The following is a 20,532-nucleotide window of genomic DNA, read 5'->3' on the forward strand; positions in this document are numbered from 1 at the left end:
AACTATGAGTGCAATATCCATCAGTTGCAAGGAGCCAGATACCGTTGCCGATTTTCCCCCTTTTTGCTGGCCTGTTCGGCGGCCTCGGCCTCTTTCTGCTGGGTATGCGCCTCATGACCTCGGGTATGCGCAACGCTGCGGGCAACGCCCTGCGCAGTCTGCTCGGCAAATGGACCAGGACGCCCCTCCACGGGCTCTTCACCGGGTGCGCCATCACCGCTCTGGTTCAGTCCTCCAGCGCCGTCACCGTGGCCGTTATCGGCTTCGTCAATGCCGGACTCCTGTCCCTGCCCCAATCCGTGGGCGTGATCTTTGGCTCCAATATCGGCACAACGGCCACCAGCTGGATCGTCGCCGCCGTCGGCGTCAGTGTGAACGTCAAGGCCCTGGCCCTGCCCATGGTCGGCCTGGGAGCCCTGCTCCGCCTGACAGGCAGCCGGACGCGACGCAAATACTTCGGCGACGCCCTGACCGGATTCGGCATATTCTTCCTGGGCATCGAGATTCTTCAGGGCACATTCCAACACCTCGAACAGATGGTGGACCTGTCGGCCTACAACATCGGCGGGATCGGCGGCATGGCCCTCTTCACGGCCGTGGGCGCGATCCTGACCCTGCTCATGCAAAGCTCCAGTGCGGCGATGGCTTTGGTCCTAACCGCCGCCATGTCCGGGGTCATCACCCTGGAAAGCGCGGCGGCGGCGACCATCGGCACCAATGTCGGAACCACCTCCACGGCCCTGCTTTCCGTGATAGGGGCCACCTACAACGCCAAGAAGGTGGCGGCCGCACACATTCTTTTCAATCTGGGCACCGGGCTCGTCGCCCTGCTTGGCATCCCCCTGCTGCTCAAGGGCGCGTCCCTACTCGCTACCCTCGGGCCTGACTTCGACACGGCAACCATCCTGGCCCTGTTCCACACCGCCTTCAACCTGCTCGGCGTGGCCATATTCCTGCCTATCACCAACCGACTCACCGCGTTTCTGGACCGACACATCGGACGGGAAGAGGCCGAGATGGGCAAGCCGAAATACCTGGACGACACAGCGCTCCAGGCCCCGGGCCTGGCCATGGACGCCCTGTTCATGGAACTGGGCAGGCTCGGTGACATGACCCGAGACATTTGCCAAAAGGGACTCGCCTCCAAATTCCGCCCCGGCGATTTCCTCAAGGACCGGGCGGCCGTGGAAACGCTGATCTCCGCCATCCGCGCCTATTGCATCAAGCTTCAGCCGCTGGAGCTGTCCGACAACGCGGCCCTGCGGATGCCCTCGGCCCTGCGGGTCATTCAATATTACGCCAAGGCCCTGAATATCGTCTCCGAAATATATCAGCAGTACGCTGACCTGGACCACCAGTTGCCCGGCACCTATGCTGAGACCGCCCGATCCTTCCGCCGGGAGGTCCGGCGCATCCTCGATGCGGCACGCACGCCGTGCGCCCCGGAGTTCGCGGACCTTGCGAAAATGATGTACGGCATTGAAGAGCTCTATCACGAGCTGAAAGAGGCATTGCTCAAAGCGGGCGCTCAGGGTAGCCTTGAACTCGACAGGATGGTTTCGCTGCTGGAATTCTATTCCCATGTGCGCGTCATGTGCGAACAGGCCGTGAAGGGAACCACCTATTGGTCGAGGCTGCGGGATATCGAGCTGACCTGCGCCAACGCCGACGCGGACAACAAGTACGCCTGGAAACACGAAGGATAACCCACATAATTCCCTGCCGGGAGGCATGGTCATGAAACAGAACCGGACCGCCCTCATACTGATCGTCTGCGCCGCACTGCTCGCCGTCGGCGCCTTTCTCATGCTGAACAGAACCAAGGAGGACCCCTTCTCCGTCCGGGTCGAAGTGACCCAGCCCGCCGAACCGCCCGCGAAAGCACCGGATTGGGTCGACAACGGCCAGGAAGCAAAGCCTGACTACTCAGCCGCGACGGCCGAGCCGGAAACCATCGCACCTTCCCAGGAACCCGCCCAGGCTCCCAAGGAACCGGAGACCATAGAGGTCACCGAGGACAAGATGGTCACGTTCTCTTTCGTCGAATCCCTGACGGACTTCCTGCTCCAACGCTTTCAGCCGCGCAACTCCAACGGCAAGCCCGACTCCCTGGCCACAGCCGTGGCCCTGAACAGATATTATGGCCGCGAACTGGACGGCTTCGCCGTGTCCGGCAACGACATCGTCACCTCGCGCAAAGCGGTCTACGACTATGTTTTCACCCCCGGAATGCTCAAGACCCTATATGAGATCTACGCCCCGGCCTTCATGGTCCATCTGGTGGACACCGCGTCCACCAGCGAACGCGAGTACGTGGTCGGCGACGCCACCGAAACACGCACCCTGACCAACGACGAGATCAAGGTCATGCTCCGGCTCAACGCGCAACGCATCGAGCGCACCGCCGATGTGTTCCACGCCTTTGCCGACGATCCGTCCATCGTCGAGATGGCTGGCAAATACCGCCGCGCCGCCAAGGCCGTGGAGCGGGCCAACGGCCAGTTGCAAACCGCCATGGCCGAAGGCAAGGACTCCGGCGAGGCCAGCGACCGCCTCAAGCAGGCCATACTCTTCCGTGAACGGACCCGGGCCGAAATCGTCGGGCACCTGAAGAAGGTCTGCCAGCCCTGCCCCGAAGCTGAACTCTTCTACCTCTCCCAATGGGCCTACCGTCGCACTCTGGGGCAATCCGAAGAAAAGCTGAAGGTATTCGGCGCGGCGGCGGACATCATGGACGACCTGGCCGCGCGCTTCCGAACCAAGGCGGACGAACTCAAATAATTGCTCACATGTTGCATTGATCTCCCTTAGTGCTTATCCTGTCGGCAGCAAGAAGAGAATCCACCAAGGAGCCGATCTATGTACTTCAAACAGATCACCACACCCGGACTCGGTTGTTTTTCCTACGTCATCGGCTGCCCGGCCGCCGGCGAAATGATCGTCGTGGACCCAAAGCGCGACGTGCAGGACTATCTTGACATCTCCCGCGAGGAGGGCATGAAGATCGTCCACGCCATCGACACCCACGTTCACGCCGACCACGTATCCGGCGCGCAGGAGCTCAAGTCCCAAACCGGCTGCGATATCATGGTCTACGAGACCTCGCCGGTCACCTATGACTTCACGCCCCTGGCCGAAGGCGACCCACTGACCGTAGGCAACGCCAAGCTCGAAGTCCTGCACACCCCCGGCCACACCCCGGACGCCCTGTCCCTGCTGGTCACCGACACCACGCGCGGCGACGAGCCGTGGATGCTGCTCACCGGCGACGTGCTTTTCGTCAACGACATCGGCCGCCCCGACCTGGTGGGCGGAGCCAAGCTCGACGAGCAGGTCCGGAACCTATGGAACACCCTGTACGTCAAGTTCGAGAAATTCCCCGACAGCCTGGAGGTCTTCCCGGCGCATGGCGCGGGTTCCCTGTGCGGACGCGGCATGTCCTCGAAGCCTAGCTCCACACTGGGCTTCGAACGTCGGCACAACCCCATGCTGGGCTTCGACAACTTCGAGGAATTCCATTTGGCCATGAGCCAGAATTTCCCGGCCAGGCCTAAATCCTTCACCCACATCATCTCCACCAACGCGGGCGGTGCGCCGCTCCTGGAACGATGCCCGCTCGACCTGGCCATGAACCCGTACAAGTTCGAGGAGAAAATGCTGGACGGCGCCGTGGTCATTGATGTGCGCGACGCCGCGGCGTTCGCCGGATACCATATCCCCGGCTCCCTCAATATCGGCTTCGAGCCGAGCCTGGCCAACTGGGTCGGCATGACCGTGGAGCCCGACGCCGACATCCTCCTGGTGGTCGACACACGCGAGGACTACGACCGGATGCGCACGGAGCTGCACCGCATAGGCTACGACCGCATCTACGGCTACCTGTCCGGCGGCATCCAGGCCTGGGTCTATTCCGGCCGCCCGGTGGACTCCCTGGCCATCGACTCCGCCCAGGTCCTCCAGAACATCCAGGAGGAAGGCAAGCCGATCAGCCTTATCGACGTGCGCACTCCCACCGAGTGGGAAGGCGGACACATCCCCGGCGCCAAGCACCTCCCCCTGGTCGACATTCTCGACGGCAAGGTGGATCTCGACGAGAACGCGCATCACCTGCTCTACTGCGCGGCCGGTTATCGCGCCAACATCGCGGCGTCCTACCTTCAGAAGCACGGTTACTGGGATGTGCGCAGCCTTGCGGGCGGCTATCTCGCATGGAGCCGCGCGGGCTTCCAAACCGAAAAATAATCATCGCATCCGAAAACGGTTTCCGACACGACAAACGGCCCCGATTTTTCGGGGCCGTTTTCTTTTTTTCGCTGTAGCCCGCCATCGCGCGAGAGCTATCCGTCTGCAAACACAACTGATCGCGAATGCACAACCAATAGTGTAAAATGTATCACAAAACTGTACTTCAACCGTTCACCCGGCAATATATTCGGTAAACGGTTTCGATCTGTCGGGGAACGGAGGGTAAATGACTTGACCAGAAGCCCGGAAATCGCGACATAAATAAGATGGATTGCATTTAATTCGCATGATCCGGTCCGCACGGACCGTACGGGATTCGACCGTCGAACCCCATATGACCCAGGCAGACACAGGTCCAATCAAACCACTTGGAGAAGCACATGCCCAAGAAAATCATGAAAACAATGGACGGCAATACCGCTGCCGCGCATGTGGCCTACGCCATGAGCGAGACGGCCGCCATCTATCCCATCACACCGTCCACGCCCATGGGCGAAATCGCCGATGAATGGGCGGCCCAGGGGCGAAAGAACATTTTCGGCCAAACCGTGCAGATTCGCCAGATGCAGTCCGAGGCGGGCGCGGCGGGCGCGGTTCACGGCTCCCTGGCCGGCGGCGCGCTGACCACCACCTTCACGGCCTCCCAGGGGCTGCTCCTGATGATTCCGAACATGTACAAGATCGCGGGCGAACTGCTGCCCGGCGTCTTCCACGTGTCCGCCCGCGCCGTTGCGGCCCACGCCCTGTCCATCTTCGGCGACCACCAGGACGTCATGGCCTGCCGCCAGACCGGCTTCGCCATGCTCTTTTCGAACTCGGTGCAGGAAGTCATGGACCTCTCCCTGGTAGCGCACATCGCCGCCGTTGAAGCCAGCGTCCCGTTCATGTCCGTGTTCGACGGTTTCCGCACCTCCCACGAAATCCAGAAGATCGAAGTCATCGACTACGAGGACATGAAGCCCCTGCTGAACATGGACAAGGTGGCCGAGTTCCGTAAACGGGCCATGAACCCGGAACATCCGAACATCCGAGGCACTGCACAGAACCCGGACATCTATTTCCAGGGCCGCGAGGCGACCAACACCTATTATGAGGCCATCCCCGACATCGTCGCCGACGCCATGGAAAAGGTCGGCAAGATCACCGGCCGAGGCTACAAGCTGTTCGACTACGTTGGCCACCCCAACGCCGAGCGCATCATCATCGCCGCGGGTTCCGCCTGTGAGACCATCGAGGAGACCGTCAACTACCTGACCTCCAAGGGCCAGAAAGTCGGCCTGGTCAAAGTCCGCCTGTACCGGCCGTTCTCGATCAAGCACATGTTCTCCGCCATCCCCAAGACCGTGAAAGAGATCGCGGTGCTTGACCGCACCAAGGAACCCGGTTCCCTGGGCGATCCCCTGTACCTCGACGTCTGCGCCGCCTACGCGGGCAAGGCCGACGCCCCCGTCATCGTCGGCGGACGCTACGGCCTCGGCTCCAAGGACTTCACTCCGGCCCAGGCCGAGTCGGTCTTCAACTCCCTGGCCAAGCCCAAAAACGGCTTCACCGTCGGCATCAACGACGACGTCACCAACACCTCGCTCTTCGACTGCGACTGTGTGGACACCACCCCCGAGGGCACGGTCCAGTGCAAGTTCTGGGGCCTGGGTTCCGACGGCACGGTGGGCGCGAACAAGCAAGCCATCAAGATCATCGGCGACAACACCGACATGTACGCGCAGGGCTACTTCGCCTACGACTCCAAGAAGTCCGGCGGCATCACCATCTCCCACCTGCGCTTCGGCAAGAAGCCCATCCAGTCCACCTACCTGGTGCAGAACGCGGACTACATCGCCTGTCACAACCCGAACTACGTCAACCTCTACGACGTGCTGGAAGGGATCAAGGACGGCGGCACCTTCGTGCTCAACTGCCCTTGGACCGCTGATGAGATGGACTCGCGCCTGCCTGCCGCCATGCGTCGCACCATCGCGGAGAAGGGCCTCAAATTCTACACCGTCGACGCCGTCAAGATCGCGGGCGAGGTGGGCCTCGGCGGCCGCATCAACATGGTCATGCAGACCGCCTTCTTCAAACTGGCCGACGTCATCCCGTTTGATAAGGCCGTTACCCTGCTCAAGGAAGGCATCGTAAAGGCATACGGCAAGAAGGGCCAAAAGATCGTCGACATGAACAACGCAGCCGTGGACGCGGCCACCGGAGCGATCGTGGAAATTCCCGTGCCCGAGGCATGGAAGACCCTCAAGGACGACAAGCCGGTCAACCGCGACGAGCCCGACTACGTCAAGGACGTCATGCGCCCGGTTCTGGCCCAGAAGGGCGACACCCTGCCCGTCTCGGCCTTCTCCCACGACGGCACCATGCCCTCCGCCACCGCCAAATTCGAAAAGCGCGGCGTGGCCATCCTGGTCCCCCAATGGATCAAGGAAAACTGCATCCAGTGCAACCAATGCGCTTTTGTCTGCCCGCACTCCGCCCTGCGCTCCGTGCTGGCCACTGACGATGAGTTGAAATCCGCCCCCGCGACCTTCGAGACCATCGACGGCATCGGCAAGGATGCCAAGGGAATGCACTTCCGCCTTCAGGTCAACACCCTGGACTGCCTGGGCTGCGGCAACTGCGCCGACATCTGCCCGGCCAAGGAAAAAGCCCTGGTCATGAAGCCCATCGCCACCCAGACCGAGATCCAGGTGCCGAACTTCGACTTCTCCGAGACCGTCTCCTACAAGGACGCCTTCGGCCGCGACACGGTCAAGGGCTCCCAGTTCCGCAAGTCTCTCATGGAGTTCTCCGGCGCCTGCGCAGGCTGCGGCGAGACCCCTTACGTCAAGGTCATCACCCAGCTCTTCGGCGAACGCATGGTCATCGCCAACGCGACCGGCTGCTCCTCCATCTGGGGCGCATCCGCTCCCACCGCTCCTTATTGCGTCAACGGCGAGGGACACGGCCCGGCCTGGGGCAACTCCCTGTTCGAAGACGCGGCCGAGTTCGGCTACGGCATCGAAATGGCTACTGACCAGCGGCGCACCCATCTGGCCGCGCTCTGCACCGAGGCCGCCAAGGCCGAGGAAGGCGCGCTCAAGACCAAGCTGAACAAGTGGGTCAAGGTCATGGACGATCCCGAGGAATCCCGGCTTGCCGGCGAAGCCATCAAGGAAGCTCTCAAGGGAACTCGCAAGAAGGCCCTCAAGGAGATCCTGTCGATGTCCGACCTGTTCACCAAGCAGTCCATCTGGGTCTTCGGCGGCGACGGCTGGGCCTACGACATCGGCTACGGCGGGTTGGATCACGTTCTCGCCTCGGGCAAGGACATCAACGTCCTGGTTCTCGACACCGAAGTCTACTCCAACACCGGCGGCCAGTCCTCCAAGGCCACTCCGCTCGGCTCCATCGCCAAGTTCGCGGCGGCCGGAAAGACCACCAACAAAAAGGACCTCGGCCGCATGGCCATGACCTACGGCTACGTCTATGTCGCCTCCGTGGCCATGGGCGCCAACAAGCAGCAGTTCCTCAAGGCCGTCAAGGAAGCCGAGGCCTACCCCGGCCCGTCCCTGATTATCGCCTACGCCCCCTGCATCAATCAAGGCATCAAGAAGGGCATGGGCAAGACCCAGCTGGAACAGAAGCTGGCCGTGGAATCCGGCTACTGGCCGCTCTACCGCTACAACCCGCTGCTGGCCGACGAAGGCAAAAACCCGTTCGCCCTGGAGTCCAAGGCTCCCGACGGCTCCCTTCAGGAGTTCCTGTCCGGCGAAAACCGCTACGCCATGCTCGAACGCTTCTATCCCGAGTTCTCCAAGGAGTACCGGACCAAGATCGAAACCGACTTCAACAAGCGTTACGAGACCCTCAAGCACATGGCGGGCGAAGACTGCAAGGAATAGCCTGTCCGTATCCACAACCATCAAGACAAGGCCGGGGCGAAAGTCCCGGCCTTTTTATCTCCGCAGCCCCGCCGTCCTCCTCCCGGCATGATTCGGGCGGCCATGACAACAGCTTTTTGAAGGCCGAACATTGACGTCGGAAGGGAATGGGTCAATTCTTGGGCGGTTGGCCGCTTGTTCGGCGGTCCCTTTTCATACACTTCAAATAAGGAAAGACACCGTGAGTTGTGTAGCCACCTTTAGCATCTTCCCCCTGGAACGGACGGACGAAGGGTCTCTCGCGCCCTACGTGGCCCGGACCATTGCGATCGTCCGGGAATCCGGGCTGCCCTATGAACTGGGAGCCATGGGAACCGTCATCGAAGGCGATTTCGACAAAGTCATGGCCACCATCAAGCGTTGCCACGACGACATGCGCAACGACTGCGGCCGGGTCTACCTCACACTGGCCGTCGATTCCCGGTCGGGCGAGGCGGGACGGATGCAAAGCAAGGTCGACAGCGTCGGGGAGCTGCTGAAATGAGCGCTTCCGAAACGTTGATAAAAAGGGTCTGGAACGATGTGCGAGCGGTCCGAGAACAAGCCCCGCTCATCGTCAACATCACCAATTACGTGGTCACCAACAACACCGCGAACTCCCTGCTCGCGCTGGGGGCCTCCCCGGCCATGAACCATGTGGCCGAAGACCTGCCCGGGCTCGTGGACCTGGCCGGCGCGCTGGTGGTCAACATCGGCACCCTGGCGGACGACTACGTGGAGGGAATGCATGTGGCCATGACCCAGGCCAACGACATGAACATGCCCGTGATTCTCGATCCCGTGGCCGCCGGAGTGAATGCGCTGCGCACCGGCATTTCGCTGGAATTTCTGGAAAAGTATCATCCCGTCATCCTTCGTGGCAACGCCTCGGAGATCATGGCCGTGGCGGGCGAGGACGGCTGCCCCAAGGGTGTGGACACCTCCATGGAAGTGGACGAGGCCAGGGGCGCGGCCAAGGCACTGAACAAGCGGTACGGCTGCGTGGTTCTGGTCAGCGGCGAGACCGACCTGGTAGTCGACGCGTCCCGGGAAATCCGGTTGGCCGGAGGCTCGGCCATGATGCCCCGCGTAACGGGCCTCGGCTGCACCTGCACAGCCCTTGCCGGAGCCTTCGCCGCGGTCCAGCCCGACTATTTCCAGGCGGCCGTGGACACCGCCGCGGTCATGAACATCGCCGGAGAACAAGCCGCCGAGGTCTCGCCCGGCCCAGGCAGCCTGCAAATGCATCTGCACGACGCGCTCTACCTCCTCGACGAGGACACGATACGCGCAAGACTCAAGGTAGCGGCGTTATGAGAACCGAAGACCTGCTCGTCTATCTCGTTACCGACCGCATCCTCTGCCTGGGCCGTTCCCTGGAGGAAGTCGTGGCCGAGGCCGCCTCGGGCGGTTGCACCATGGTCCAGCTGCGGGAAAAGGACGCCGACACCGGAGAGTTCGTCGAACTGGCCCGCTCCCTGCATCGACTGCTCAAACCGCGCAACATCCCCCTGCTCATCAACGACCGCGTGGACGTGGCCCTGGCAGCCGGGGTCGAAGGCGTGCACGTGGGGCAATCGGACATGCTTCCCGAAGACGTCCGCCGCCTTATCGGCCCCAACGCCATCGTCGGCCTGTCCGTGGACACCGAAGCCGAACTTCTGGACGCCCAGAACCGTCCCGTGGATTACCTCGGCATCGGCCCGGTCTATCCCACCGACACCAAGAAGGACATCAAGGGCACGCCATGGGGCCCGGAAGGGCTGCGGCGCGCCGTGGAGCTATCCTCCATCCCGCTGGTGGCAATCGGCGGCGTACAGCGCGACAACGCCCGCGCCGTGTCCGGTTCCGGAGTGGCGGGCATAGCCGTGGTGTCGGCCATCTGCTCCGCCCCCTCCCCGGCCGAAGCGACGCGGGCGTTGGTCCGCGCCATGAAGGAAGGGGCGCAATAACGCCCCCTCTCCAAGGCCCCGCTCAGGGGCGTATACGCGGCCTCAATCGGGGGCCGCGTTATTTTTCGGCCAGATTCCGGTATGCTGCGGGCGGCCGTTTGAAGGCCATGATGTGCAGCTTGCGCCGGATGTCCTCCAGAATCATATACAGGCACGGCACCAACACCAGGGTAATCAGGGTGGCGAAGAGAATGCCGAACCCGAGCGACAGGGCCATGGGGATGAGGAACCGGGCCTGCATGGAGGTTTCAAGGATCATCGGAGCCAAACCGCTAAAGGTTGTCAGAGTGGTCAGCAGGATGGGCCTGAACCGGACCGTGCCTGCGTCGAGCACCGCGTCGTGGGCACACCGCCCCTCCCTGCAATACTGGTTCGCCCGGTCAATGAGCACCAGCGAATCGTTGACCACCACGCCCGACAGGGCAACGATGCCGAGCAAACTCATAAGGCTGATGGGATAGCCGAAGGCCATGTGCCCGAGAATCGCGCCCACCGCGCCGAACGGGATGCTGACCATGATGATGGCCGGCTGGACGTAGCTCTTGAACGGAATGGCCAGCAAGGCGTACACGGCGAGCATGGCCAGCATCAACCCTTCAAACAGGGTGTTGGTGGACTCGGTCATGTCCGCCTGCATCCCCTGCATACGGCAGGACAGCCCCGGATACTTGACCTTGAGCACAGGCACGACCTCGGCCAGGACGCTCTGCATGACCTTGGTTGCCTGATCGCGCGGGACCACGTCCGCCGTGACGGACAACACCCGTCGACCGTCCGTGCGGTTGATGGCGGTGTAGGCACTGCCCCGCTTGACGTCGACCACGTCGCGCAGGAGCACTTCCTTACCGTCCGGGGTCTTGAGCACCATCTCTTCCAAATCGTATTCCGACACCCGTTCCCGCTCGGGCCTGCGAACCACCACCTTGACCTCGTTGCGGCTCCGCTGCTGGCGCAGAACCTCCTTTCCGTTGTAGGCGGCGCGGACCTGACTCGCCACTTCCTGAGCGGTCAGCCCCAGAGCGCGGCCCGCAGCGGTCATGCTGAAATCGAGCTGATCCTTGCCGGGAGAAAATCCGTCGTCCACATCCGTGACGCCCGGATATTGCGCAAGGTCCTCGGACAACTCGGCAGCCGCCCGCTCCAGAACCCTGGTGTCCGAGTGACTGAGCTCGAATTCAAGGGCGGCCCCTGCGCCTGGGCCGCCCCGGTCCGAAGCGAAGGACAGGACTTCGAGCCCGACGATGTCGCCCACTTCCTCGCGCCACTTGTCCACGAACTGCTGCGTGGTGATGGGGCGAATATCCGCCGATTCCAGGTACACGTTGATCTTGACCACGTGCGTACCGGAGATGTCTCGGCCCGCCCCGCCGATCTTGGAATCCACCCCCACGACCAGCCGGTCGCCGCCATTCTCCGCCGTCACCTTGTCGGCCGCGGCCAGAAGCCTGTCGCGCACGGCCTTGGTTTTCTCCACGGGCGACCCATAGGGCAACTCGGCCGTGGCATAGGCGAAATCGGACTCGACCTTCGGCATGAGAGTAAAGCCCAACCGGCCGCTCACGACGAATGCGCCGCACAGGAGAAGCAGGCCGACCCCCGTGGCCACCGTGGCGTACCGCCATTGCAGGCACCAATCCAGAAACGGACGGTAGACGCTTCGAATGAACCGGAGCAGTCCATTGGCCACACGCTCCTGATATCGGGTAATCCAAGCCATGCCCCGGCTCCGCTTGTCGCCCAGATGGGACAGGTGGGCGGGCAGGACGAACAGGCTCTCGATGAGCGAAACCGAGAAAACGGCTATGACCACCACCGGGATGGCCCAGAACATCTTGCCCATGACACCGGGGACGAACAGCAACGGCATAAAGGCCGCAATGTTGGTCAACACGCTGAAGACCACGGGCATGGCGATGCGCCTGGCCCCGGCTATGGCCGCTTCGAGCGGAGACAGCCCCTCCTGCCGCATGGTGAAGACGTTTTCGCCCACCACAATGGCGTCATCCACCACGATGCCGAGCGCGATGAGAAAAGCGAACATGGTTATCATGTTGATGCTCACGCCCAGCAGGGAAAGGACCAGGAAACTGCCCAGAAAAGATATGGGGATGCCCATGGCGACCCAGAAAGCAAGCTTCGGCTCCAGGAACAGGGCCAGGAAAATGAAAACCAGGGAGAGCCCCATGACGCCGTTGCCCAGGAGCAGGTCCATGCGCTGGGAATATGTCTCGGACATGTCGTTGAGGATGTCCACGGACACGCCCGCCGGGAGCCTGGCTTTGAAGGTCTTAAGCGTCTCCTTTACCGAATCGGCCACGGATATAGGCGTCTGGTTACCGACGCGATACACGTCCAGACGGACGGCGGGCTTGCCGTTATATGAGGTGATGATGTCGTCGTCCTCGAACCCGTCGACGACCTCGGCGATATCCTCCACGCGCACCTGGGTGCCGTCGTTGCCGGTGACCACCGGGATGCGGGCGAAATCGCGGCCGTAATCGCGGCGGTCCTTCATGCGCACCAGGACTTCGCCGGACTGCGCCTTGATGGCGCCGCCGGGCAGGTCTACCGAGGCCTCGCCAATGCGGTCCGCCACCTCTCCAAGGCTCAGATTATGGGCGCGCAGACGGTTCTGGGGGATCTCTATGGAAATTTGAAGCCCGCTGACCTCGGACAACTCGGCCTGTGTCACGCCCTGATTGGCGATAAGCTCCTCGCGGAGCTGCTCGGCCAACTCGCGCAGGGTGGTTTCCTGTAGATCGCCGTAAACCACCACCGACAGGACCTGCCGTTGATGGGAGACCTCGGAGACGACCGGGTCCTCGGCCTCTTCGGGAAAAGAGGTGATGCGGTCGACTTCGGTTTTGATGTCCTGCGCGAGCTTTTGCAAGTTCGCCCCTTCCAGGGCTTCCACCACCACGCTGCCGTTACCTTCGGAGGAAACCGAAGTGACCTCCTTCACACCGTCAAGCCCCTGCACGGCCTGCTCGATGGACAGGACACACCCCTGTTCCACCTCCGAGGGACTGGCCCCCAGATAGGAGATGGACACAGTGACCGTATCCATGGAGAACTCGGGAAAAACCTCCTGCTTGATTTGCAGGGCCAGGATGAGACCGCCCACCAGAAACACGACCATGAGCAGGTTGGCGGCTACGGAATTGCTCGCCATCCAGGCAATAGGTCCTCGGGGAGCGTTTTTTTCCGCGTTAGCCATTGTCGGCCTCCCCGGCACCCGGCACAGCTATTTCGTCGTCCTCATTCACATCGTGAAGGGCCATGCCCTGCACCGGGGCCGAGAGATCGGACATGACGATACGTTCGCCGGGTGCGAGCCCCTCCCGCACCACGATGCTCTCCTCATCCCTCCAGACCGGGGCCACGGTGCGGATATCCAGGGTGTCGTCCTCGGCAAGAACCCAGACCTGGCTGTTGTCGCGAAAAGCGGTCCTCGGAATGGCGAACACGTTGTCGAGTTCGCCGCCCTCGATCCTGACCGACACATAGCTGCCGAGAAGGAGCGGATTGACGCCCGGTTCGCCCTTGAGATTGAGCGGGTCCTTCACGGTGATAAGCACGCGGGCCATGCGGCCTTCGTCTTCGAGCGCCGGGAGCAGACGGACCACATATCCCTCGCATTCGGACTCTCCTGCCGCGCCCACCGAGACAATCCGGGCCTTCGCCCCCTCCGGGGTGTTGTCGGACGGAAGACTGATCCAGCCCAACCGGTCCACGGGCACCGACGCCTGAATCCAGAACTCGTCGGTCCCCACCAGGGTAGCAAGGTCTCCCTGCACGGCCACGGCCGCGCCCAAATCGACGGTCCTGGACTCGACCTTGGCCGCGAAAGGCGCGGTGACGCGGGTGCGCGACAGATCGAGGCGCGCCAGTTCAAGCTTGGCTCTGGCCGCCCGCAGGTCCGCCTTGGCCTTTGCCAAATGCGGCTTGCGCAGCGCCAGTTCGGCCTCGGCTTCGGTGGCTCGCCCGGCTTCCTGCAACAGGTCCCATTCACGAGCGGAGACGTTCTGATACCCCTGCTCCACCTTAAGGTTGTACTCGGCCTCCGCCACCTCGGCCTCCACCTCGCGCACGGCCAGCTCGTAATCCTTGGGATCAATGGTCAGAATCTCCTGGCCCGCGTCGAAATAGCCGCCGGGCACGAACTCTCCGCTGACCCCGACGACCTTACCCGACACCTGCGACTGAAGCGCGATCAGCCTCGCCGCCGTGACCGTGCCCATGACGTCCACGACCACCCGGTGATCCATCCGGACCGCCTCACGAGTCTCCACACCGGGGCGAATAACCTGGGGCGGCATCTTCATCGCCTTGGGCGCTGACATCACGGTCGCGTAGGCTCCCATGGCGCCCGCCGCCAGGATGACAAGCGGTATCAACGCCTTGGGACGAAAAATCGACAATATTTTCTTAAAGTGACGGTTCATGTTTATCCCTCGATTCCTGTCTGTTCGATGTTGATGTCAGCGGTTCGTTTATCGGGATCGGGCAGCGATTCGGTCCAGGTCCCGCCCAGAGCGCGGTACAGGGAAACGCGATAAAGCATCAGGTTGGTCCGCTCCGCGGCCATGGTCACTTCGAGATTCTGGACGGACATGAGCGCGCTCAGGACGGGAAGATAGTCGTCCAACCCCTGCGCGTATCGGGACACGGCTTCCCGCAGGCTGATCCGTGAGGCTTCGAGCTGGGCGGAGAGCGCGGCGATGTATTCCTTCTGCCACTTCTCCTCGGTCAGGGCGTCCTCCACCTCCTTGAAGGCTGTGTAAACGGTCTCCCGGTACGCGGCGAGCCTCTCGTCCACCACGGCGCGGGCCTTGTCCACTTCGGCCTTGCGGTAGCCGCCGTCGAAGATGGGCCCGACAACCGCCCCGGCCAGACTCAGCATCCAATTATCGAAGAGCGTCCCGAGCTGCGCGCCGGAATACTGCCCGCTCCCCGCCAGGGTGAGCGACGGCAGCCTGTTCGCCCTGGCCGCGGTTACGGACCAATCGGCCGACGACAGGGACAATCCGGCGGAACGGACGTCGGGCCTCGCCGCGAGCAGGTCGGCGGGCAGCCCCAGCCCGGGCAGTTCGCGCGGTTCCAGGACCTCGGCGTCGGATACGGCCACAGTCCCGGCGGCTTTGCCCAGAAGCAGGGCCAGCTCGTTGAGAAGAAGCTGTTCCTGGGACTTCACTGGCGGCAGGAGCGCCTTGACCTTGGCAAGGTTCTGACGCTGCTGATAGACGTCCAACGCCGTGGATATGGAATTGCGAAAACGCAATTGAATGAGTTCAAGATAGGTCTCGTTGGTCTTGATCTGCTCTTCGATGATCCGCTCCTTGCGCCGTTGGGACTGGATTTCCAGCCAACGGGAGACGACCTCACCGGCCACGGTCATGGCCGAGGTGTTCAAGTCCTCGCGAGATGCCCGGTAATCAAGGCGTCCACTCTGGGCTTCGGCCTCAATACGGCCCCACAAATCGATCTCGTAACCGGCCTCAAGGCCGATGGCATGAGTCTCCGAAGTGGTAGAAGAACCGGTCCCGTCCTTGGCGCTCGACCGCGTATGCTGATAGTCGCCCGTAGCGTCCAAGGTCGGGTATTTGTCCGCCGAGGACTGCACGGAGACGGCTCCCGCCTGGCGCAATCTGGCCCACGCCTGGATGATGTCCAGATTGGCCGCCAGGGCCGTCTCAACCAAACCGTTCAGCTCGGCGTTGCCTATGGATTCCCACCACTTGCCCATTTCACGGGGCTGCTCCGAATACAGGGTGTAGGCCACGGGCAACGGCGCAAGCGTCGTTGTACGGGCGTCCGGCCTGAACGGCGAGCAGGCCGTCAGGGCCATCGCCAGAAGGAAGACCGCCGCCATGGACGCAATGCAATATGGAATTCTGCCTGTCACGTTCCTCTCCGCGTATGATTTCACTGGCCCCGAAAGTACCGGAAAAAGTTCGGCAGAGTGTTGGATGGATGATAAAAGTTGTTAAAGATTGTAAAAGAACGCGAAGGAACCTTTTCATTCCACGCCGCATATGGGTAAGGACAAATCATGAAAAACAATGGCCCGATCCTGATTATCGACGACGACAGCAAACTGCGCGACCTCGTGGTGGAATATCTTGAGGAATACGACTTCGCCACGGCCACCCTCCCCTCGGGCGCCAAGGCCCTGGAGACCATTCGTTCGCTCAATCCCAGCGTCATCGTGCTGGACGTGATGATGCCCGGCAAAGACGGGCTCGAAGTCCTGCGCGACATCCGCGCCGAATTCGCCACCCCGGTAATCATGCTCACGGCCAAGGGCGAGGACACGGACCGTATCGTGGGCCTGGAGCTCGGAGCAGACGACTACATGGGCAAACCGTTCAATCCCCGCGAACTGCTGGCCCGAATCAAGGCCGTCCTCCGACGGATGACAAACAACAACGACCGCAAGCCCGAAGCCACATCCATCCGGGCCGGAGGGCTCATCCTGAATCTCTCCCGGCAAGTGCTGGTCATCGACCATGACGAGATCGAACTGGCCCCAACGGAGTTCCGCCTGCTCAAATCGCTCATGGCCCACGTGGACCGGGCCTTGACCAGGGACGAACTCATGGACATGGTCTGGGACAAGGATTTCGCGGCATACGACCGCTCCATCGACGTGCACATCTCCAAGCTGCGCTCCCAGCTCAAACCGTATCCGGCCCATGCCAAGCGCATCAGGACCGTCTGGGGCACGGGCTACATGTTCGTGGGTGAATGATGAAAGTCAGCCGACTCTACCTCCGCATACTCCTGGCCTTTATCCTGGTCCTCCTGGTCGCAATTGCGGGCGTTGGTGTGCTGCTCAAGATGGGCCACATGCGGCCGCCCTTCACTCTGCACGCCAAAAACCGCACCGAGGCCCTCAAACAAATCGTCGGACTGGAAATCAGCGATTCGGCCGGGCTCACCCCGGAACTGCGCGACCGCCTCAACCGCGTGCTCGACATCTACTCCAACGCATTCAACGGCCAGGCATGGATCGAGAACGAACAAGGCGAGATCGTGGCGAAGTCCTTCAGCACCCGTCCCCTGACCGGCGAGGAGAAGCTGAACCTCAAGTTGGTCACGGCCGAGGGAGACCGCATCTATTTCATCCGAAAAGGCAAAAAGGGGGCCATCTATTCCTACGGCCCGCTTGAAACCCCGCTGGGGCCGCTGACCGTCCACCTGCTCAATCAGTGGTTTGCCCGCAACGAAGAGATATGGTTCATGGAAGGGCTGGCCCTGATGGCCACGGTCGCCGCCCTGCTGCTCATCCCGGTATCGCGGCGCATCACCCGGCCCATCAACCAAATGACCAAATCGGCCGGAAAACTGGCGCAGGGAGACTTCTCCCCCCGGGTGGATGAAAGTCCGAAGGACGAGCTGGGAACGCTGGCCAGGACCTTCAACCACATGGCCAACAGCCTGGAAAAAATGGTCCGGGGCGGACGCGAGCTGACCGCAAACCTCTCCCACGAACTGCGCTCCCCCCTGGCGCGCATCCGCATCTCCCAGCAAATCATCCGCGAGCGCCTGGATGCCGGGCGTACGGACGGAATCTCCAAGCACGTCCGGCGCATGGAAGAGGAAATCAACCATATGGATTCCCTCATCGACCAGATTATGAGGCTCTCCAAGCTCGATCTCCAGGAACCGCCGCCCCGCGAGGATACGGCCGACCTGGCGGAAATGCTGGAGGAAGCGGCGGAGCGCGTCAGGCCGCTCTCGGGCGGGCGGAATATCCCCGTCAGGCTCGACCTGTCACCCATGCCTCCCTATCGCTGCTGCAAGCAGGACATGCGCATCGTTCTCGACAACGTGCTCTCCAACGCGGTAAAATATTGCCCGGACAACAACCCGGTGGACATCGTCTGCGAATCGGACGACGAAATCGCAACCATCCGGGTGACAAATGCCTATCCGCCTCTGTCCGAAAAGGAATTGGAAACCGTGTTCGTGCCATTCAGGCGGCTTGGCTACGATAACGTGGAGGGCAACGGTCTTGGCCTGGCCTTCGCCCGCAAAATAGTCGAGGACCACGCCGGGACCATCAACGCGTCCAGTGTCGACGGAGGATTTTGCATGACCATACGCTTGCCGCTGCGCTGACCGCTCCTGCTTCCCCTTTTCCATGGGAAAAGGCTGCGCCTGGATACAGAGAGGTACCCGCCTCATCCGGGCTACCCGACGTTCGGCCGATGCGCCCAAACCGCCCCGCTCGAACCGAAAAACTCGCCTTTCTCTTATCCCGATTCTCCTGCCCCTCCCCGTTTTCGCCTCAAAAACCATCAGTAACACACTGAACATTAAGTAAAAAGTTTCTTCCAGCAAAAACACGGTTTCAAAATTGATAATACTGAATCCATCGCGTACTGTGCATTTCTTTTTTTGAACTTTGCCTCCCCGCGACAGGGAATAAACTCAAGAGAAAAAGCACTGACCCAAATGATGCAATACAATAATGAAAACAGATATGTCCGCCGACGCTTTTACCGCGTCTCCCCGCTAGCCCTCATAATACTCGCCCTGCTCCTGCCCGGCGCGTTCCATGCCCAAACGGCCGAAGCCGTGGAAAACAGCGGGTTCAGCCGCCAGGTCGTGGTGGACCGGGCCAGGGAACTGAGCCAAACCCCGTTCGACCCCAATCAGGGCCAGGTGCCCAAGGCCCTGCTCAACCTCTCCTACGACGCTTGGCGCGACATCCGCTTCCGTCCGGAAAAGGCCCTGTGGAAAAAGGAAAACCGTCCCTTCCATCTGCAATTCTTCCATCCCGGCCTCTTCTATGATCGACTTGTAGACATCAATATCGTGGACAAAGGGACTGCGAAACGGCTGCCCTTTGATTCGACGATGTTCGACTACGGCAACAACCACACCGTGCCCGAACAGATTCCGACTCCGTTCGGATTTGCCGGATTCCGCATCCACGGGCCCATCAACACCGCAAAATATTTCGATGAAATCGCCGTGTTTCTGGGAGCCAGCTACTTTCGGGCCGTGGCCAAGGGACAGGTCTACGGCCTTTCCGCCCGGGGCCTGGCCGTGGATACAGCCCTGCCGGACGGCGAGGAATTTCCCTATTTCCGCGAATTCTGGATCGAAAAGCCGGCCCGCCGGAGTTCAAGCCTGACCGTGCACGCACTGCTGGACAGCAAGAGCCTGACCGGAGCCTACACCTTCGTCATCCAGGGCGGGAAAACCACCACCATGGACGTCACCGCCACCCTGTTCCTGCGGGTTCCCGTGAAAAAAATCGGCATAGCCCCGCTGACCAGCATGTTCCTGTTCGGCGAGAACACCGACGAACGCAAGGTTCGGGACTTCCGCCCCGAGGTGCATGATTCGGACGGCCTGCTCATCAAGAACGACTCGGGCGAATGGTTCTGGCGTCCCCTCGACAACCCGGCAACGCTGGCGGTCAACGGATTCAGGGCCGACAACGTCCGAGGCTTCGGACTCATTCAGCGAGACCGCAACCACCACAGTTACCAGGACCTCGAAGCCAACTACGAACGGCGGCCCACGTTGTGGGTGGAGCCGCGCGGCGACTGGGGCCACGGTCACGTGGAGCTTATCAACATTCCCACGGACCAGGAGATTCACGACAATATCGTGGCCTTCTGGACCCCCGAGGACGACCTGCCCATCGGCGTCCCGCAAACCTATGAATACCGGCTGTTGTGGTATCACGGCAGCTTCACCCATCCGCCCCTGGGGTACACGTACGCCACTCGAACCGGCGACGCGGGCAACGGCGGACAACGCTTCGTCATCGACTTCAGGAGCAAGGCCCTGAATCTCCTTGAACCTCCTTCCAACATTGAAGGAGTGATAACCTGCGGCGAGGGCGCGACCGTCACCGAGCAGCATGTGGAGAAAAACACGCATATCGGCGGCTGGCGGCTTTCCTTCGTGGTCCGCCCCGACCAGGCGCCCTCGGCCCTGGAAAAGGTATTGCCCAACCGTCGGGCTCCCGTGGACCTGCGCGCGTTCCTGAAAATCAACGACACCACCCTGACGGAAACGTGGAACTATGCCTATCGCCCCTGACCCCCGGCCGTCCGACGATGACGCCCGGCGCGAGCTGACCGCCCGTTGTCTGCTGGAATATGCGGAACAACTCCCCATACCCACTGAGCAACGCCTGGCGCTGGTTCTCGAAACACTGCGCGAGCTGCCGCGCGACGCTTCTTCGGCCCAAGCCCTGGAGGCATTGCTCGCGCGGTTGCCCGCCGTGGCCCCTTCGGCACATCCGCCGAGCCATCCGCCCATCGACCGCAGCCATATGCCCGCGCAATACCTCGGTCGGCCGCACTCCGGCCTCAGCGCCTTCCTCGTCCACTGGGCCTGGCTTGGCGTCGTCGGGCTTCTGCTGGCCCTGACCCTCCTGCTGAACTTTTCCCAATGAGAAACCC

Annotated in this window: 14 protein-coding genes; 11 read left to right on the forward strand and 3 right to left on the reverse strand. The window is 61.9% G+C overall.

From position 1 onward, the window contains the following. The first annotated feature begins 44 nt into the window (after positions 1–44). The 7 genes from LF599_RS10275 (at position 45) to thiE (ending at position 10,102) form a co-directional block, all read left to right on the forward strand. Positions 45–1,706: a Na/Pi cotransporter family protein gene (locus LF599_RS10275; RefSeq protein WP_279520677.1), complete on the forward strand. Its 1,662-nt coding sequence runs from the start codon at positions 45–47 to the stop codon at positions 1,704–1,706. A 31-nt stretch (positions 1,707–1,737) separates the two neighbouring features. Further along, positions 1,738–2,781, forward strand: coding sequence for a hypothetical protein (locus tag LF599_RS10280; protein WP_279520678.1), 1,044 nt, complete (start codon positions 1,738–1,740; stop codon positions 2,779–2,781). A gap of 78 nt (positions 2,782–2,859) precedes the next feature. Further along, entirely contained in the window at positions 2,860–4,242 is a 1,383-nt protein-coding gene (locus LF599_RS10285; RefSeq protein ID WP_279520679.1) for an MBL fold metallo-hydrolase, read from the forward strand. Between the two features lie 383 nt (positions 4,243–4,625). Further along, positions 4,626–8,132, forward strand: a complete 3,507-nt coding sequence (gene nifJ / locus LF599_RS10290; protein WP_279520680.1) for a pyruvate:ferredoxin (flavodoxin) oxidoreductase — start codon at positions 4,626–4,628, stop codon at positions 8,130–8,132. A gap of 220 nt (positions 8,133–8,352) precedes the next feature. Further along, a complete protein-coding gene (locus LF599_RS10295; protein WP_279520681.1) occupies positions 8,353–8,655 on the forward strand; it encodes an MTH1187 family thiamine-binding protein in 303 nt (100 codons plus the stop codon). After that, complete coding sequence (gene thiM, locus LF599_RS10300) at positions 8,652–9,467, forward strand: hydroxyethylthiazole kinase (RefSeq protein ID WP_279520682.1); 816 nt, start codon at positions 8,652–8,654, stop codon at positions 9,465–9,467. Before LF599_RS10295 ends, thiM begins: the two co-directional genes overlap by 4 nt. Beyond that, entirely contained in the window at positions 9,464–10,102 is a 639-nt protein-coding gene (thiE, locus tag LF599_RS10305; RefSeq protein ID WP_279520683.1) for a thiamine phosphate synthase, read from the forward strand. The genes thiM and thiE overlap by 4 nt, the downstream gene beginning before the upstream one ends. 58 nt (positions 10,103–10,160) lie before the next feature. Here thiE and LF599_RS10310 read toward each other — a convergent pair whose 3' ends face one another. Genes LF599_RS10310 through LF599_RS10320 form a run of 3 tightly spaced genes read right to left on the reverse strand, consistent with a single transcriptional unit; the run spans position 10,161 to position 16,007 of the window. Further along, positions 10,161–13,274 carry an efflux RND transporter permease subunit gene (locus LF599_RS10310; RefSeq protein ID WP_279520684.1) on the reverse strand — a complete coding sequence of 1,038 codons (3,114 nt, stop codon included), beginning with the start codon at positions 13,272–13,274 and terminating at the stop codon, positions 10,161–10,163. A gap of 37 nt (positions 13,275–13,311) precedes the next feature. Continuing rightward, positions 13,312–14,547, reverse strand: a complete 1,236-nt coding sequence (locus tag LF599_RS10315; protein ID WP_279520685.1) for an efflux RND transporter periplasmic adaptor subunit — start codon at positions 14,545–14,547, stop codon at positions 13,312–13,314. Positions 14,548–14,549: 2 nt separating this feature from the next. After that, entirely contained in the window at positions 14,550–16,007 is a 1,458-nt protein-coding gene (locus LF599_RS10320; RefSeq protein WP_269942520.1) for an efflux transporter outer membrane subunit, read from the reverse strand. Between the two features lie 147 nt (positions 16,008–16,154). Here LF599_RS10320 and LF599_RS10325 point away from each other — a divergent pair, with 147 nt between their 5' ends. From LF599_RS10325 to LF599_RS10340, 4 genes are all read left to right on the forward strand, one after another. Then, on the forward strand, positions 16,155–16,853 hold the full coding sequence (locus tag LF599_RS10325; protein WP_269942519.1) for a response regulator: 699 nt from the start codon (positions 16,155–16,157) through the stop codon (positions 16,851–16,853). Then, positions 16,850–18,226, forward strand: a complete 1,377-nt coding sequence (locus tag LF599_RS10330) for a HAMP domain-containing sensor histidine kinase (RefSeq protein WP_279520686.1) — start codon at positions 16,850–16,852, stop codon at positions 18,224–18,226. Before LF599_RS10325 ends, LF599_RS10330 begins: the two co-directional genes overlap by 4 nt. Before the next feature lie 336 nt (positions 18,227–18,562). Further along, positions 18,563–20,167 carry a glucan biosynthesis protein gene (locus LF599_RS10335; protein WP_279520687.1) on the forward strand — a complete coding sequence of 535 codons (1,605 nt, stop codon included), beginning with the start codon at positions 18,563–18,565 and terminating at the stop codon, positions 20,165–20,167. Continuing rightward, positions 20,151–20,525 carry a hypothetical protein gene (locus LF599_RS10340; RefSeq protein ID WP_269942511.1) on the forward strand — a complete coding sequence of 125 codons (375 nt, stop codon included), beginning with the start codon at positions 20,151–20,153 and terminating at the stop codon, positions 20,523–20,525. The genes LF599_RS10335 and LF599_RS10340 overlap by 17 nt, the downstream gene beginning before the upstream one ends. Positions 20,526–20,532: the final 7 nt, after the last annotated feature.

The organism is Pseudodesulfovibrio thermohalotolerans, from assembly GCF_021353295.2.
Lineage (GTDB): Bacteria > Desulfobacterota > Desulfovibrionia > Desulfovibrionales > Desulfovibrionaceae > Pseudodesulfovibrio > Pseudodesulfovibrio thermohalotolerans.